Origin of the sequence: Paraburkholderia sp. Clong3 (assembly GCF_050436485.1) — a bacterium.
Taxonomy (GTDB): domain Bacteria; phylum Pseudomonadota; class Gammaproteobacteria; order Burkholderiales; family Burkholderiaceae; genus Paraburkholderia; species Paraburkholderia tuberum.
Map to the genome: position 1 here is coordinate 1024151 of NZ_JBNDMH010000002.1, position 15965 is coordinate 1040115.

The 15965-nt window shown below is 60.0% G+C and carries 10 protein-coding genes and 3 pseudogenes; 6 read left to right on the forward strand and 7 right to left on the reverse strand.

Annotation, left to right across the window (positions count from 1 at the left end; all coding sequences use genetic code 11):
* Positions 1 to 9: 9 nt before the first annotated feature.
* The 4 genes and pseudogenes from OKW30_RS09000 to OKW30_RS09015 all read right to left on the reverse strand — a co-directional run.
* Positions 10 to 615, reverse strand: a complete 606-nt coding sequence (locus OKW30_RS09000) for a hypothetical protein (protein WP_429346546.1) — start codon at positions 613 to 615, stop codon at positions 10 to 12.
* A complete protein-coding gene (locus tag OKW30_RS09005) occupies positions 612 to 2438 on the reverse strand; it encodes a S53 family peptidase (RefSeq protein WP_429346547.1) in 1827 nt (608 codons plus the stop codon). Before OKW30_RS09005 ends, OKW30_RS09000 begins: the two co-directional genes overlap by 4 nt.
* Positions 2344 to 3954 (reverse strand): S10 family peptidase, encoded by a 1611-nt coding sequence (locus tag OKW30_RS09010; protein WP_184074215.1) that lies wholly within the window; start codon positions 3952 to 3954, stop codon positions 2344 to 2346. Before OKW30_RS09010 ends, OKW30_RS09005 begins: the two co-directional genes overlap by 95 nt.
* A gap of 459 nt (positions 3955 to 4413) precedes the next feature.
* Positions 4414 to 4536 (reverse strand): annotated as a pseudogene (locus OKW30_RS09015) (IS3 family transposase); the annotation flags it as partial.
* A gap of 112 nt (positions 4537 to 4648) precedes the next feature.
* Here OKW30_RS09015 and OKW30_RS09020 point away from each other — a divergent pair.
* A pseudogene (locus OKW30_RS09020) lies at positions 4649 to 5355 on the forward strand (IS5 family transposase).
* 6 nt (positions 5356 to 5361) lie between these two features.
* Here the strand turns inward: OKW30_RS09020 and OKW30_RS09025 are convergent.
* The 3 genes and pseudogenes from OKW30_RS09025 to OKW30_RS09035 form a co-directional block, all read right to left on the reverse strand.
* Positions 5362 to 5611, reverse strand: a pseudogene (locus OKW30_RS09025) (IS3-like element ISBvi4 family transposase); the annotation flags it as partial.
* A gap of 1245 nt (positions 5612 to 6856) precedes the next feature.
* The gene (locus OKW30_RS09030) at positions 6857 to 8026 is read right to left on the reverse strand and encodes an IS91 family transposase (RefSeq protein ID WP_429345668.1); all 1170 of its coding nucleotides are present in this window, start codon (positions 8024 to 8026) and stop codon (positions 6857 to 6859) included.
* 23 nt (positions 8027 to 8049) lie between these two features.
* Positions 8050 to 8925 (reverse strand): tyrosine-type recombinase/integrase, encoded by an 876-nt coding sequence (locus OKW30_RS09035; protein WP_184062687.1) that lies wholly within the window; start codon positions 8923 to 8925, stop codon positions 8050 to 8052.
* 536 nt (positions 8926 to 9461) lie between these two features.
* Between OKW30_RS09035 and OKW30_RS09040 the strand changes: the two genes are divergently transcribed.
* The 5 genes from OKW30_RS09040 (at position 9462) to OKW30_RS09060 (ending at position 15836) form a co-directional block, all read left to right on the forward strand.
* A complete protein-coding gene (locus OKW30_RS09040) occupies positions 9462 to 11237 on the forward strand; it encodes a hypothetical protein (protein ID WP_429346548.1) in 1776 nt (591 codons plus the stop codon).
* Positions 11234 to 13000 carry a hypothetical protein gene (locus tag OKW30_RS09045; RefSeq protein ID WP_184074207.1) on the forward strand — a complete coding sequence of 589 codons (1767 nt, stop codon included), beginning with the start codon at positions 11234 to 11236 and terminating at the stop codon, positions 12998 to 13000. Before OKW30_RS09040 ends, OKW30_RS09045 begins: the two co-directional genes overlap by 4 nt.
* A 111-nt stretch (positions 13001 to 13111) precedes the next feature.
* Complete coding sequence (locus tag OKW30_RS09050; RefSeq protein WP_429346549.1) at positions 13112 to 13534, forward strand: hypothetical protein; 423 nt, start codon at positions 13112 to 13114, stop codon at positions 13532 to 13534.
* Between the two features lie 216 nt (positions 13535 to 13750).
* Complete coding sequence (locus OKW30_RS09055; RefSeq protein ID WP_184074203.1) at positions 13751 to 14392, forward strand: plasmid pRiA4b ORF-3 family protein; 642 nt, start codon at positions 13751 to 13753, stop codon at positions 14390 to 14392.
* 13 nt (positions 14393 to 14405) lie between these two features.
* Positions 14406 to 15836, forward strand: a complete 1431-nt coding sequence (locus tag OKW30_RS09060; protein ID WP_429346550.1) for an ISKra4 family transposase — start codon at positions 14406 to 14408, stop codon at positions 15834 to 15836.
* Positions 15837 to 15965 lie beyond the last annotated feature (129 nt).

Below are 15965 nucleotides of genomic sequence, written 5' to 3' on the forward strand. Positions count from 1 at the left end.
GCGTGCCCCTCAACTGGAAATCACCGGAATCGGTTCGGGACTGTCGCCGGGAAGCAGCAGTTCGCACACCTGGGTTAATTGATAGGCGTCGCTGGTCGCGTTCAGATCGAACACCCATACCACGTCGAACCGGTCACCCGGCCACGTTTGCGGTGCGCTTGTGTTGCCGAGTATGGCGTTGGCGATCAGCGGAATATGCTTGTGCTCCCAACCGATCAGCACCACACCGGTGCATGACATCGCGGCCGCCGCGAGTTGTTGCTCCTGACCGACCGAATAGGTCGTGTCCACTTGAAGCTTCAACTTCTGCGCGACGACGCTCACTGTCTCTTCTGGCCGTTTGCTCGACTTGCCCGCATCGTCCGATGCTGCAAAGACGGTTTGCGGTTGTGCAAGCTGCGGGCTTTGCAGTGCACCGCGGCTCGGCGCGAACAGCACGGCAAGCGCGCCGGCGCGGGTCCAGCCTGCAACGAGCAGCGAATTGACGTCCTGTTCACCGTCAACCGTGACGCCGTAGGGTGGTACAGCACCTTGAGGCTTTTCGCCGTGGCGAATCACCATGATTTTTTGCGCGCTTGCCATGTTTTCCTCCTGACAGTTGATGACGAGCGTCATGAAGTCGCCACAGGCGATGCGGGGGACGCAGACGCGCCAGCCGATGCTGCAGGTGTCGAGGACGACAAGGTTGCCTTGATCGCATCCAGCAGGGCTTGCCCATCCGGCGTGCCCCAACCCGATACCGCGTCATATCCGGGGCCGGCACTATACCCGCCTACTGACGCCGTGTTGTTGTTGCCCGAGGTCACGTCGGTGCAGCCAACCGCGCCAACCGTTTGCCCCACCGCTGCCCCAGCCGCCACCTGATAGAGCAAGGGCGTTAGATAACCCACGCGCTTTCCGCCTTCGAGCTGGCCGTTCATCAATGCGATCAACGCTGCCCAGAGCGGGCTCGCTGCGCTGGTTCCGCCATTGGGTTCGGCGTGGTTATCCACGACGAGCAGATAAGGCGAAGCAACCCAGTCCGCGTTGGCAGCGACATCGGGTATGCACCGGCCAGTCATGGCGCCCGGATTGACCGACTGGATCGTGATACTGCTTTGCCAGTCGGGTCGTTGAAATACGTCGCTGACCGCACCGCCCGTGCTTCCACCGGAGTCGGCCCGCAAGCCGTCTCCCTCCATCCAGACGACGTCCGCCTTCGTGCCCTCGAGATCGACGATCGTCGTTCCGCCCACAGAAAGGACATAGGGACTCGAGGACGGAAAATCGGCATGCGCGTGGCCATCGGCAAGCGCATCGCTCGAGCCATCGTCCCCGGCAGCCACGCATACGGTGATTCCAAGGTATGCCGCCTCTTTCAGCGTTTCGTTGATCTGCGACATGGCCTGATCGGACCAGATATCACTACCCTCGGGCGCGCCCCAACTGATTGATAGCACGCCTGGATTATTGGTCTTGTCCTGCATGGCGGCGTCCAGCGCGCCAATCATCCCCTGCTCTGTCCACGCGGCGAAATAGACCACGATGCTGGCGCGCGGGCACAGACCCGCGACGACTTCAATGTCGAGCATCACTTCTCCTTCGGCGCCGTCCTTGCTCTCGCTCGATGTCCCGTCCGTGCTGATTGTCGTGACCTGCGGCGCAGTGACTTCCGCCTTCGCGCAGAATTTGGTCAGATCGCTCGGGAAATACCCGCCGCCAAATTCAAGAATGCCGACTGTCTGGCCCGAGCCGTCGCCAGATGGGAAGTGATAGTGCGCGCCGAACTGCTCAGGGAGATACCACTTTGGCGTCGACGACGAAAGCGCCTGCCGCGCCCCCGTGTCGCGAACCGGCTGACGTCGCCGTCTCAAGGTGCGTCGATTGTCGAGTCCGAACACGCCCTGCACCACATCCTTCAGTTCGTCGGGGACGAACAGATAGCCGACGCGCCCGCGATAGTTCCCATCCGCGTGCGAGTAGTTAAAAAGCTTGACGTTGAATGCGGACTCCAGTGCGCCGACCGATCCGGACAATCGGACTGTGCGCGCGCCAGCGCTCGAACTGACCGTCTTGATACCGAGACCCGACATGACCTGCGTCACCTTGTCGATGTCGTCTTGCGACGCGCCATAGCGCGCCTCGAGTTCGTCCCGGGTCAGCGGGTTCGGTGGACGCGCTTCCAGTTCCGGCAGTGCCTGCTTGCGTCGGAGCTTCAGTGTCACTTCGATGACGCCGTGCAGATTGGCCTGCCCCAGTACTTTCGCACCCGGCATGGCGCGCCTCAGGCTGCCGGGCAGCTTACGATGCGATACGTTCATGATTGCCTCACTCGGCGATGTTGCTGACTGTTCTGCGAAAGATTCAGTACGGCGTGCGGCTCGAGCGTTTGCGATATTTTGCGGCGCCCGATATGGCCTTCTGCTCGGGCTTGATCTTTGCCTTGATCGCCTCGACATGCGCCTGCGCATTCCCGTAGAACGACGAGAGATCCGCCTTCATGGCCGTTCGCGATGCATTGTCGAGATACACCATATGGCCTGAGGGATAATTGCTGAAGGTCAGATTGCTCTGGATCTGCGCGCTATCGAGCGGCATGTTCTGGAAATTGATCAGCGTCTGGAAGAATGGCGTCACCGCATCGTAATAGCCATTCGCCGAAAACACCCTCAGGTAAGGATTGACGGCCATCGCAGCCGCCAGATCGCCGGCGGTATAGAGACTTCCGGCACCGCCCCGTTCCGCGCCCGTGGGATCGACGTGGCTGAAGTCCCAGTTTTCGAATGCCTGATCGTTCAGGTCCATGAAAGGCGAAATCGATGTGTATTGCAATTCGTCGTTGAGGTACACGTTCCACATCGCCGTGTAGACGCCACTCACGGCCGCCATCGTGGGATCGTTGCCGCCGGAGTCGGGTGCGATGAATTCGGCGATGCCCGTGTCTTCGCCCGTCACACGTCCGTCATAAGCGCCGACGGCCAGTCCTTCGTCCAGCAGCAGGCTCGTCAGGAACGCCGAGCCATTTCCCATTGACGGATTGAGCTGCCAGTACTTCAGGACCATTGGCGGAATGCCGAGCATGTCACTCATCTGCTGGAGGACGTCCGGCGCGACATTGGGGAAGTTGTTCAACGCATTAACATAGGGCCCCGTCGCGAATGCCTCTACCTGCTCCATGAAGCCGGGCAGATCCGCCGGAGCGGGCGACACGGTAACCTTTTTGTGGAACAAGGCATCGGCTGCAAACGTCGGCAGGACACCAATTGGGTCGCTCGCCTGCGAATAATCGAGAATCGACGATTGCAGCACGATTCCGTTCAGATCTACGCCGTCTTCGTGAAGCATCCATGTGAGCACGCAGGTACGCGGTGTTCCATACGATTCCCCAAACAGGTATTTCGGAGAGTTCCACCGGTTGAATGCAGTTAGATAACGCTTGATAAACTGCTTGATACAGCCTGCGTCTTCGTCGACGCCCCAGAAATCCTTGTTGCTGTGTGGCTCGATCGCGGTCGAGTAGCCCGTGCCAACGGGATCGATGAACACCAGGTCAGTGTGATCGAGCAGGCTATCCGGGTTGTCTTCCAGCGTGTAAGGCGCCGGCGGCGTGAAGTCCGGCATGCTCGTTTTGATTCGCCTCGGTCCGAAAGATCCCAGCAGCAGAAAAACCGACGACGAGCCCGGGCCGCCGTTATAGAAAAAAGTTACCGGTCGTGTCGATGGCGTTGCATCGTCAGCCGTGAACGACACGTAGAACAGTTTCGCGCCCGACCGGGAACTGTAGGTATCGGTCGTCACAAGGTGACCGGCTCGCGCCGTGTACGCAATCGACTTTCCATTGACATTCAGAGTGTGGTGCGTGATCGCGGCGTTTTCAGTGGCATCGCTGATCGAATCGTCCGGACCGTACCCGTAAGGGGTGGTGTCGGCAAGGTGTTCATCGGGAGGGACTTCCTTCTTTGCAGCATTGCTCATCGCAGATCTCCATATTCATGCCGGGGCGTGCCCGCTTTTGCCCTGGAGCGAAAACGCGCGTCCAAACACATACCAGGGGATCGACAAATTCGCGTCGAAACCCTCTCCTGCGTCATCAGCGATGCGACGTGCATTGAGCGATGCCAAGGGTTCTCACCCTGATCGCGATGATCCGTGCAGCGCCCTAGCAAAGTTGCCTGTCAGGCAAACGTCGGGCTATCCGGATTCAATTTATTGAAGGTGTTTTTGCTGGGGGAATGTCCCAAAGTATAGGAAAGCGCGCGTCGATTCCAAGGGGATTTTCGTCAAACTACGTTCGTCATGGAACCGACAGATAAAGTACTCCGGTGCCACTGAGTTTCCGCGGCCGGACGTCGAACTCGACGGTGCCAGCTCGACCTCCACATTGACGCACTCGCATCGGATTGAGGTCGGTCGGAACGCGTGGACGCCAACGGGTTAAGCAGCGACCTGATTAAGATAGTATCGCTGCGTGTATGCTACAGGTGACAGGTAATCAAGACGAGCCTGCGTGCGTTGCCTGTTGTGGAAGATCTCAATGTATTCGCTGATGGCTCGCCTAGGGGCTGTTTACATTCGATGAAATGTGCTTACATCTTGTCTTTTGCGCGAGCAGGGCAAGATGATTCGAACGTTATTGAGCGATGAAGTATGAGCACGAATCGAATCCGCCTTGCCGGGCAAGGAAGGCGATCCAGGGCGAACGGCGGCCGACAATCGTTGGTTTGTCGAAGCTGTCCTCTGGATCGGCCGGACCGGCTGCCCGTGGCGCGATTTGCCGAAGGCGTTCGGCCGATGGCATACGGTGTACATGCGTTTCTCCAGGTGGCGTCGCAAGGGTGTATGGGAACGCGTGATCCACGCTGTGGCTGACGAAACCGAGATCAAGCATGTGTTGATCGATTCGACCATCGTGCGCGCACACCAGCATTCGTCCGGAGCTCGAAAAAAAACGGTCCGCAAGCGCTTGGGCGCTCGCGAGGTGGACTGACCACCAAGTTGCACCTTGCCGTCGATGACGCCGGACGCCCCCTGCGGTTGATTGCCACCGAGGGACAAGTTTCCGATATCACGTGCGCGAATGAACTGGTTGAGCATTTGCGCACCGGCGCGGTCATCGCTGACAAGGGCTACGACTCGAACGCCTTTGTGGAGAGTATCCGCACTACGCGTGCGAAGGCCGTAATCCCGCCGCGTTCGAACCGGAAGACCAGGCGTCGCTATAGCCGCGTGCTGTATCGGACCCGGAACATCGTCGAACGATTTTTCAGTCGTATCAAACATTTTCGTCGTGTCGCCACTCGCTACGACAAGCTCGCGGGGAACTATCTCGCCTTCGCTTCGCTTGCCTGTGCCTTTGGACCGCTCGTGAGAATGTGAACAGGACCTAGCCTCTTCGCGTGTGGCGAAGTGTCGATGAAAGACTAGCTCTTTTTTTGAGCGTGCCCCAAAACGGTTCAATCGGCGCGTTATCGAAGCAGTTTCTTCGTCGACTCATCGATGCCTGCATGCCAAACCAGCCGACGAGCTTCTGATATGCGTGAGCGCAGAATTGAGACTCGCGGTACGTGTGATGGATCAGACCGAGCGCCGGGCGGCGCGATGCAACGGCACGGAACAGCGCTTGCATCACACCAGACCTCGAAGGTTTGGGCGAGCCAGCCGCGTGACGGTCATCCACTTATCGGTAGCGAGGCACTCACTCAGGTATCCCGGGCTCAATCAGGTCATACCGTCACGCCTCTGATCTTCCTTCTCGCCGCCTGCGACATCCGCCACGCACCATCGCCGCATGATCGCAAATCGCGCTTTCATAAAGCACAACAAGATCGCCCTTTAGCCCAACGCGCGAATTTCTGTCGAGATAAGCCATATGTGCCGACGGCGAGTATTTGACGGTCAGGTTCTGACGCACCGTCGTTGCTGCAGCGGCATATTCTGCCAATCTGTCGTGGTCCGGTGGAACCGTTGTCCACCGGATTTGAGAAAGAGCAACCGCCCATCCGCTTAGCCGAGAGCAGCCATCCTCTAATAGAGGCTTCCAGACCCAGAGATTTGGGATGTACTTGGCGAGGCCCGGCACACCAGCAGGCCTTCGGCCAACCGTCTAAATCTTGGCGGATAAAAGCGGCCGTTAGATCCGTCGATAGATCCGCGGCAACGCAGCGCCTCTTCTTTCTACTCGCTCGCCATTGTCAATCGGTTGACAGCGAGGTAACTAATGTCGGCATCTTGTGCGTTTTCTCGCGCTGCGCGAGAACGGTACTGCTTTGCGACGTACGCACCATCCTGCCCGCGTGCTATGACGCATGCCTCGTGGCACGAAGGACTTGCAGGTTTAGGGGTGGCGTTCCGATACGGGAATGTAAGCCTGATGTGGGTTAGCGTTGTGGACCAGCATAGATCGTCTTTGCAATGAAGGAACTGCTAACTACCCGTTTGACGAACTCCACGTGTGCGCGGGTGGCAGTAGCAGTTCACTCCTCGAAGCGTGACGACAAGCCAATATTGCAGGCACGGTCTGAATTTCTTGAGGTTTGTTCGATGCCTGCCCATGTCCGTGGACTCGGGGTGCGCGCCGGCGCGTGCGGGCAGGCGTTGAATAAACCTGAAGGGAGGAAACCGCGGAGTGCTCTGATGCAATGGAGTCTTCGGGGCTATGGCGATTGATTGCCCGGGATGGCGAGCGGTGTTGCGGGATGCGTGGTCAGGCGGGAGGCCGGTTGAGGGCTGAGGTTGTGCCGAAGCGGTGCAGTGGCGCCATCGTGATGGCGGAACGGACGTGCAAGGGCCTGTGCGAAGCGACAGACGCAAAGGTCTGCTCGTGGGCCGCGTTGCCGCAAAGCCGAGGGTCGGGTTGTTCGTCCTGGAACAGTGGCGCTCATATCTCGCCCCGGCGCGTGGGTGGTGCGCGGATCGGTGCAATGCGCGCAAGGATATCGATGACGATCATCGGCGCGCCGCAGTGCCGGCAGATGAAGGCGGGGCGCGTTTCGATGACGGTTTCGTGAGCTGATGTGTTGACGTCGGTCGCGACGTGCAGCAGTTCGCGGACCTTCGCGAGACTGGCGCGGCGCACCGGGTTGGCGAGCAGTCCGTAGTGACGGATACGATGGAAGCCACCGGGCAGCACATGGAGCAGGAAGCGGCGCATGAACTCGCCGGCTTCGAGGGTCATGGTCTTGTAGCGGGTGTGCCCCTTCGCACGGTAGTCCTTCCAGCGGAAGGTCACGCCGCGTTCATCGAATGCAAGCAGGCGCTGGCTGGAGATCGCGACGCGGTGCGTATAGCGCGACAGGTACGCGAGCACTGCTTCGGGTCCTGCAAAGGGACGCTTTGCGTAGACGACCCATTCGCAGGCACGCAGCGGCGCAAGCCACACGTCAAAGACAGCTGGGTCGGCAAGTTCAGCGTACTGGCCGAAGAACTGCAGGTGGCCGTGCCGGTGCGCGTCCGTGAGCGCTTCGAGCAAGCGCCTGCGGAACAGGCGCGATAGCACACGTACCGGCAGGAAGAAGCCGGGCCGGCATCCGATCCACCGCTGACCATCGGGCGACAGCCCACCACCGGGGACGATACCGTGTACGTGCGGATGATGCGTGAGTGCCGAGCCCCAGGTGTGCAGCACGAGCGTCGCGCCGATCTGGGCGCCGAGGTGCTTCGGATCAGCGGCAATGGTGCGTAGCGTTTCGGCGGCGATATCGAACAGCAGCCCGTAGATGACGGCCTTGTTGTACCAGGCGATGGCACTGATGGGCGCGGGCAGCGTGAAGACGACATGGTAGTACCCGACCGGAAGCAGATCGGCCTGGCGTGCCTGGAGCCAGCGATGCGCAGCACTGCCCTGGCACTTGGGGCAATGACGGTTGCGGCAGGAGTTGTAGGCAACCTCGATGCGGTCGCAGCCGGCGCAGCGCAGCACATGCCCCCCGAGTGCCGCACTGCGGCACTGTTCGATGGCCGACATGACCTTCAGCTGCCCCAGGCTCAGCGCTACCGTGCGCCGCCACGCCGGCCCGCAGGCGCGGAAGATATCCGCGACCTCCAGCACGGGGTGCTCCGCGTGCGGCCGGGCTAGCCGGCGGGCAGGCGGTCCAGCGGACTGACCACCTTGCGCAGGAGGTCAGTGGCAACCTGGGTATAGAGCGTGGTGGTCTCGATCTGCCTGTGTCCAAGGAGCACCTGGATCACGCGGATATCCTCCTTCTGTTCCAGCAGGTGCGTGGCAAAGGAATGCCTCAGCGTGTGCATGGATACGCGCTTGTCGATGTTTGCGGTCTCGGCGGCCGCATGGATGGCGCGGGTCAGTTGCCGCGTGCTGAGCGGGTCGATCGGATCGAGGCCCGGAAAGAGCCACCCGCCATCGAGCATGCAGCCCTGGGCACGGGCAACGCGCCACCAGACGCGCAGACGTTCGAGCAGGACCGGCGAGAGCATCGCGTAGCGGTCACGGCGGCCCTTGCCCTGCTCGATGCGCAGGGTCATGCGCTGGCTGTCGATGTCGCTGACCCTGAGGGCGACCACTTCGCTCGCACGCAGCCCGGCGCCATAGGCGACCGACAGCGCGGTCTGATGCTTGAGGTTTCCGGCTGCCGCGATGAGCCGGCGCACCTCCTCGGGGCTGAGCACAACCGGGAGCGTGCGAGGCACGCGTACCGGCTGCATCCGCGCCATCAGCTCAGGCCGGCCGAGCGTGACTTCGAAGAAGAACTTCAGACCGCTGATCGCGGCGTTCAGCGACACCGGCGACGCGCCGTGATCGACCAGATGCAGCTGGTAGTCCCGGAGGTCCTCGACAGTGGCGGTATCGGGTAAACGCCCGAGGTATCGGGCGAACTGACGTACGGCACGTAGGTAGGCGGCCTGGGTCTTGGGTGCGAACTTGCGCATGCGCAAGTCCTCAAGCATACGGCGGCGCAGCGGGCTGATGCCCGGATCGGAGGAGGTCATGATGGGGCTCCTGCTGGAGGACGAGGCGGATTGCCTCAACCACCAACATAAGCGCCGGCGCCACTGGCCTCCCATTCGCCGCCAGAGACGGGCCGCAGCCCCCTACCGCGCGAGCGGTTTAGTCCATTCCGATTAAGTAGTCGGGACTCGACAGATTAGGCTCGGACAACGATATTCTCGGACACTATAACGCCTGAGACGTCTTTGTACTCACCCCCTAAAGAACACCGGGTCATCCTTGATACGGACGCAAACGAAGCAAAAGGGATCATCTCGGGCGCAATCTTGAAGGCGTCCGAATGCAGCCGAACAAGTCTGTGGAAGACTATATGACTGTCTTGCTTCTATGTGAGGATCGACTATTACTAGACAATAGCGCTAGACGGTTTATTGCGTTGCCGCGCGTCCACCCTGAAGAAAACTTCGCCGCCCCCGGTTCTGTTATCAGCCGAATGCATGCAGGTGCATCGAGGGTACGAATCGTGGTCTGTCGCACGCAATGTAACTGATCTGGTGCATAGCCGAAAGGAAAGCGAATGGGCGTTGCTCTGATCGCATGGGGACGATTTTTCGAGCGTGGCGATAAGGTTACTGTGCCAGCACCAAGCACGGATTCGGGTGCGCCATGGCTTTGGGATTACCTTGCGGGCATGGCTTCGGACTTGCGTAGCGTCGGCTTTACGGCATTGCAATTGCCTCCGGCGAGCAAGGCGCAAGGTGGTGCCGAACCTGGATGTGATGGGTATGGCGTATTCGACCCGCGCGACCTCGGATCCAAGCCGCAGCAGGGTAGTACCCCGACCCGTTATGGAACCGTGGACGCGTTGCGCCGGATGATCGCCTGCTGTCACTCCGTCGGCATCGACGTCTATCTCGACGTCGTCCTGCATCAGCTCATCGGAGAGAACGGTGGTCCGGGCGTCTTCAGGTATGCGGGCGCGGATGGCCATTCGTTGAATGGCCGTGGTCCAATGCAGCCTGGATGCTTCCGTGGCGGCACTGGCAACCAGGATCCCATTCCTCCTTTTCGTCCAGAGGACGCAGTCCCGGTTCCTGCCGACGATTTTCCATTCGGGCGGGAGAAGGTTTATCAGAATTGCGTCCCACTCGACTACACGCTGCACGATGCAATCGACTTCGGGGACTGGCTGTTTCGCACCACGGATGCTGACGGTATGCGCTTCGACGATGTCAAGGGCACCTGGGCTCCGTTTGTGTCGCAATTCATGCGTTCGAAATCGATGGCGTCGAAGTTTGCTTACGCTGAATACTTCGACGGCAATCCTGCGGCACTGAATGATTGGGTCACGCAGTCGCCGATGCTTTCTCGCTCGCTGGTCACGGATTTCACACTTCATTGGGCGCTCCAGGCCGCTTGCGACAGCGGCAACGTCACCGCACTGAACGGTGCTGGGTACGCAAGCTGGAATCCGTATCTCTCGTGCACTTTCGTCGACAACCCCGACACAGATACGTCACCTGGCGAGCAGATCGTATCGAACAAATTGCTTGCCTATGCTTTCATATTGACTACCGAAGGGTATCCGTTCGTTTACGGGAAGGACTATTTCGGAGAGGACGTCTGGCCCGGCGCATATGGTCTCAAACCCTGGATCGACAATCTGATCTGGATTCACGAGAACCTTGCTTCGGGAAACACCGTCACGCAGCACATCGACGGGAACGTCATCGTTCTGAATCGCACCGGGCATCCGGGCCTGTTGACGGCACTCAATTTCGATTCGGTGAACGAGCATTCGATCACATGTGAGACAGGATTCGGCCCGCATGTACGTCTTCATGACTATACCGGCAAGCACGAGGACATCTGGACAGACGGGCAAGGGCGTGCGAGCTTTCTGATCCCATCGAATGCAGATCGTTCGGGGAAGAGTTACCTTTGCTTTTCCCTGCCGGGCTGTGGAGCCGCTTTCGAGCCCCGGCTCCGCGCGACTTCACAAACGTTCTTCGGTGCCGATGATCTTGACCTGCCTGCGTTGAGGAGCGGCACCGGAAGTGTCGCCCGTGTCTATGCCAGCTTAGGCAGTCCGATCAGCGTGCTGCTTGAACCGAACGGCACGGCATGGACGCGTGGTGCCTCCGCCTTGCTCGAAATTGCAGGGCCAGACAAACGCGTAATCGGGCGCAAAACGACCGTTTACGGTGACGCGCCGGCCCCCCTTGAGTTGACTACCGGCACCGCTGGATGGCATACCGTCACGTTGAGCGGTTCGGGATTTGCCGGCCCCATGCCCTACGAGCTGACCGTGACCTATAACGGGGCACAGCGGCTTGAGGAGAGTCGATCATGACTGTATCCGTTACGACCCGTTCGTTCGACACGGTCCGCTCCGGCGCGAACACCGGCGAAATCGTCCTCACACCCGCTGCGGTGCGAACCCGCGGCCTCAAGCAGGCGCTCGTGCTCCGTACCCCGGATGACCCGAGGTTGGAGGCACAGCCGCTGTATCTCGCTGGCGCGGGAGTGGGTGAAGGCACGCACGACACGATCGTCCAGGCGACGATGGGAAACTGGATCTACGCGTGGGATGCCGATACGGGCGAACTGCTCTGGAGCACGCATCTGGGTCCGCCGATCAACGAATCGAATGCGATCGACGCGCATCCCATCAATGTCCATTGGGGCATCCTATCGACGCCGGTCATCGACTCGGCTCAAGGGCGCCTGTACGTGTGCTACTGGTCCAGTCCGAGCGGAGACTGGCAGGACGGACACCACTTTCTGGCGTCGCTCGACATCGCGACGGGAGCCCAAACCCATCCCGCGATCGACCTCGAAGGCGTCGAATTCGATCCTGGAGAAGGTCTGCCGAAGCTCGAGTTCAGATCCCTGGAACGTAAACAACGCGGCGCACTGGCGCTGCTCAACGAGACCGTGTTGATCCCGTTCGGAACCATTGCGGAGAGCGGCGGTGAAGCCCGCGGCTGGCTGATCGCAATCGACACCCGTAGGTGGGCCTGTACGGCATGCTGGTGCTCGACCTCTCGCGGCAATGGCGGGGGCATCTGGATGAGCGGGTCGGCACCGGCCATTCAGAGCGATGGCTCGATCTGGCTCGTGACAGGAAACGGCGAGTTCGATGGCACGCACGATTTCGGCGAGAGCGTCGTGCGCCTGCGCTATACGTCGCCCACGGACACCGCAAACGCGAAATTCGTCGTCACCGGCTGGTGGACCCCATGGACCGACGATGGCCGCCTCGGAAAGAATCCGGGAGGGGAAGCCGCGGCAGCGCTGCTGCCGGCACGCGTGCCGTCGAATTTTCGCGTGGGTCCGCATCTGGCCCGGCTGGGCATGGCAGATATGGGCGCCACCTGGTCCGATCAGGATCTCGGCTCGTCAGGGATCGTGTTAATCGAGGAGCTTGGCATTGCGCTGGTTTCCGGTAAAGATGGGATTCTCTACACGATTCGGCTCGATCTTCCGGGCGACACGACACAGGTCGATCTCGCCCCCGCTCGCGTGCCGGCAAATTTTGGCAAGCTGGCGGCGCCGCCCATCCTCTATACCTACTACGACCCCTCGGTCAACCCTGCTCCAATCGATCCGAGCGCGCTCAACGTCTTCGCGGCGAATCGCACGCACCATTTGCACGGCACGCCGGTTGTGTGGAAGTCGGCATCGCGAGGCTGGATGCATTTCTGCGGTGGTGAAAACGGCAACTTGCGCGCGTGGCAGTTGAATCCCGACAGGTCATCGAAGTACCTCGCATGCAGCGAAGCTTATGCGTCACCCGAATGCACGGAGCCCTATGGCGGCATGCCGGGCTGGAGCATCGCATTGTCCGCCAATGCGGGAAGCGAAGCGATCGTCTGGGCGATGATCCCTTACGGTGATGCCAACATGACGATCACCAATACCCGTCTGCTCGCCTATGACGCCGAGGACTTCGGACGCTATGCCGACGGCAGCGGCGAAATCGTGCCGCTTTGGGATTCACAGGACTGGAACTGGAACGTGCTGCATCCGAAGTTCAATCGTCCTGTGGCCGCCGATGGCCGGGTACTGGTGCCAACCTATGGCGGCGAGTTGCTCGTTCTGACGCTGGCGTAAGCGCGTGCTAGTCACGTCGTCCTACTCCGCTACACGGAGATATCCATGAGCCCTCTTACTTCGAGCTTTTTCCTTGGTATCGATAGCGGCCTTTGCTGTCTGGCGATCGGTATGTCACCGCTCGCGTGGAACGTACGCCTGGAGCTGGCATTGATGTTCGGCGTCTGTGATGCGATCGCGTCGGCGGCCAGTTCGTTATTCGGGTATCCGTTTGCCGCACCGCCGACGCTCGCGATCTATCTATGCTGCGTGCTGGTTCTGGGTGCTGCCGCGCGCCGTGACCGTCGGCTCATCAATGCACTTCCGTTTGTGCTCTCGATGGACAACCTCGTGGCCGGTGGCGGACTCTATGACGCAATTGCTGATGGATTGGGCAGCGCGACACTCGCCTTGCTCGGCTTCCTGGCTGGCGCGATGATATTCCGCCGGGTTTCAGGGAACTGGCCGAGCTTGATGGAGACGGATCACGCCGACGGTGTGGTTCCTTTGGTCAGCATGCTCGATTCGGCTGACCGGATGGCGAACGCACACTGAAACTGGCATCAACCGCCGTTGCAGAAAGGGGCAAACCGAGCTTTGCGCGTGCAATCTGAACCTGCGCTGAAATAGCATTGATTGCATTCATCACGACGACAGCCGAGTTATCGTCGCGAGCCAATAGGCTCAAGGCCAGTTTCCCTTTAATCTGGAGAGCGGAACAAAGTGGGGGCTGGAAGGTATGGCCCCGAATTTTGGTAAGCTTGCTCGATCATGGACGAAGAACCGGGCGTCGGGATTTATCGGCTCCACGTATGGCTTCGCCAGATCAGTCCGATGATCTGGCGACGGCTTTTGGTGCGCAGTGACAGCACGATCACCGATCTGCACTACATCCTGCAGATCGCCTTTGGCTGGAGCGATGAGCATCTGAACCGCTTTCATATCCATGGCCAGGACTACGGCGTCTACCATGACGGTGGAATCGGCTGCTCAACCGAACCAGAACACGTCCAGTTGGGCGATTTCCGCTTTCGTGTCAACGAACGGTTTCTTTACGAATACGATTTGAACGATGGATGGGAACACCAGGTGCGTGTAGAGGCGTGCTTGGGGCTGGAGGGGAAACGCATCTATCCGTACTGCATCGGTGGCAAGCGTCGAGCGCCGCCAGAAGACTGCGGTGGCCCACATGCCTTCATGACGCGCCGTGACGAAGTCCCGCTGGCAGTCGAGGAATTGGTCGAAGATATCCGGGACGACCTCGACGCCAACGATCTGGAATCGATTCGCAATCGGATCGGGGAAATCGACGAGCTGCGCGAATGGCTGACCTGGGACGGCTTCGACCGGCCCGCGGTCAACCGCCGCCTCAAGCAATACGCAACGCATGACGAATCCTGGAAGTGGCAGTGAAAAGGAGCTGGCCGTGAAGATTCGAATACAGGTGGTGATTGATGCCGAGAATGGCGAAGCGGAGAAAATCGAGGACGTCGCGCGACTGGAACGGAGCTCGCTGCGACCAGAGGAACTGGGCCTGACGCTTGCGGAGGCCAGGTCGCTGCTGCGCGGCATGCAGCAAACCATCGTTACGGCGCAGGTTGGGGAATACCTCGCGCGGTTTGAGAGCTGTCCGCACTGTGGCCGCCCTCGAACCCACAAGGGAAAACATCCCATCATCTATCGAACCGTGTTCGGCAAATTGAACCTTGCCAGTCCCCGGCTCTACGATTGCCCTTGCCAGAAGCCGGGCCGGCATAGTTCAAGCCCGCTAGCCGAACTGCTCAGTACGCATACGGCGCCGGAACTGCTGTATCTGGAAACCAGGTTTGCGTCGCTGATGTCCTATGGCCTGAGCGTCGAAGTGCTGAGCGAAGTTTTGCCCATCGCCGACGAAATCACACCTGCGACGGTGCGGCGACAACTCCATGCCGTCGCGGAACGGATCGAGAGCGAACTGGGCGATGAACAGTGTACGTTCATCGAAGGCTGTCCCAACGAGTGGGCGAAACAGCCGCCGCCGGGGCCGCCCTTGACGGTCGGCCTGGATGGCGGCTATGTTCACGCGTCGGACCAGAGATCCAGAACGGCGGGCTGGTTCGAAGTGATTGCTGGCAAGAGCGTCAAGACCGAAGGCAGCGCCAAGGTCTTTGCCTTCGTCAACCAGTACGACGAGAAACCCAAGCGCAGGTTGTATGAGGTGCTGAAGTCACAGGGCCTGCAAATGAATCAGCAGGTCGTGTTCATGTCGGACGGCGGTGACACCGTTCGCGATCTGCAGACGTATCTCAGCCCGGAATCCGAACATCTGCTGGATTGGTTTCACATCACGATGCGACTGACCGTCATGGGGCAGATGGTCAAAGGGATGGCGGCGGAACTGGGACCCATCGACAGGGATCCGGCAACAGCCGCCCTTCTGGCCGATCTGAAAAAGCACCTGGAGAGCGTCAAATGGAATCTCTGGCACGGCAACGTGCCGCATGCCCTGCAACGGATTGACGAGGTTGACGACGGCCTGGAAATGCTGGAAAAGAATCCGGCCAACAAGCCGAAAATGTTGAAAGCGGTGCGCGAATTCCGCGGCTATATCGTGGCCAACGAGGCGTTCGTCCCGAACTATGGTGACCGCTATCGGCACGACGAGACGATCTCAACGGCGTTCGTCGAATCAACCGTGAACTATGTGGTCAGCAAGCGCTTTGTGAAGAAACAGCAAATGCGCTGGACCCAGCGCGGCGCGCACCTGCTTCTTCAAGCTCGCGCGCAGGTTCTGAACGACGATTTGCGCAACACGTTCGGACGATGGTTTCCGGGGATGAGAGCACAGGCGGAAGAGGATCGGAAGGAGGCGGCATAGAGGCTCCAGCCCCCACTTTGTTCCGCTCTCCTCAGCAGGTAGATCGTAGACTTCGCAACCGCTTCAACACTTCAACCGTTGTCCATCAACACCCTGTGAAAAGGTCATCGCGATCGCGTCAGACGGCAT

Bases quoted from the DNA above. Each gene is read 5' to 3' on its own strand.
- OKW30_RS09010 (WP_184074215.1), bottom strand. From the start codon at position 3,954: ATGAGCAATGCTGCAAAGAAGGAAGTCCCTCCCGATGAACACCTTGCC.
- OKW30_RS09050 (WP_429346549.1), top strand. From the start codon at position 13,112: ATGTCACCGCTCGCGTGGAACGTACGCCTGGAGCTGGCATTGATGTTC.
- OKW30_RS09000 (WP_429346546.1), bottom strand. From the start codon at position 615: ATGACGCTCGTCATCAACTGTCAGGAGGAAAACATGGCAAGCGCGCAA.
- OKW30_RS09045 (WP_184074207.1), top strand. From the start codon at position 11,234: ATGACTGTATCCGTTACGACCCGTTCGTTCGACACGGTCCGCTCCGGC.
- OKW30_RS09055 (WP_184074203.1), top strand. From the start codon at position 13,751: ATGGACGAAGAACCGGGCGTCGGGATTTATCGGCTCCACGTATGGCTT.
- OKW30_RS09005 (WP_429346547.1), bottom strand. From the start codon at position 2,438: ATGTCGAGGCGATCAAGGCAAAGATCAAGCCCGAGCAGAAGGCCATAT.
- OKW30_RS09040 (WP_429346548.1), top strand. From the start codon at position 9,462: ATGGGCGTTGCTCTGATCGCATGGGGACGATTTTTCGAGCGTGGCGAT.
- OKW30_RS09035 (WP_184062687.1), bottom strand. From the start codon at position 8,925: ATGACCTCCTCCGATCCGGGCATCAGCCCGCTGCGCCGCCGTATGCTT.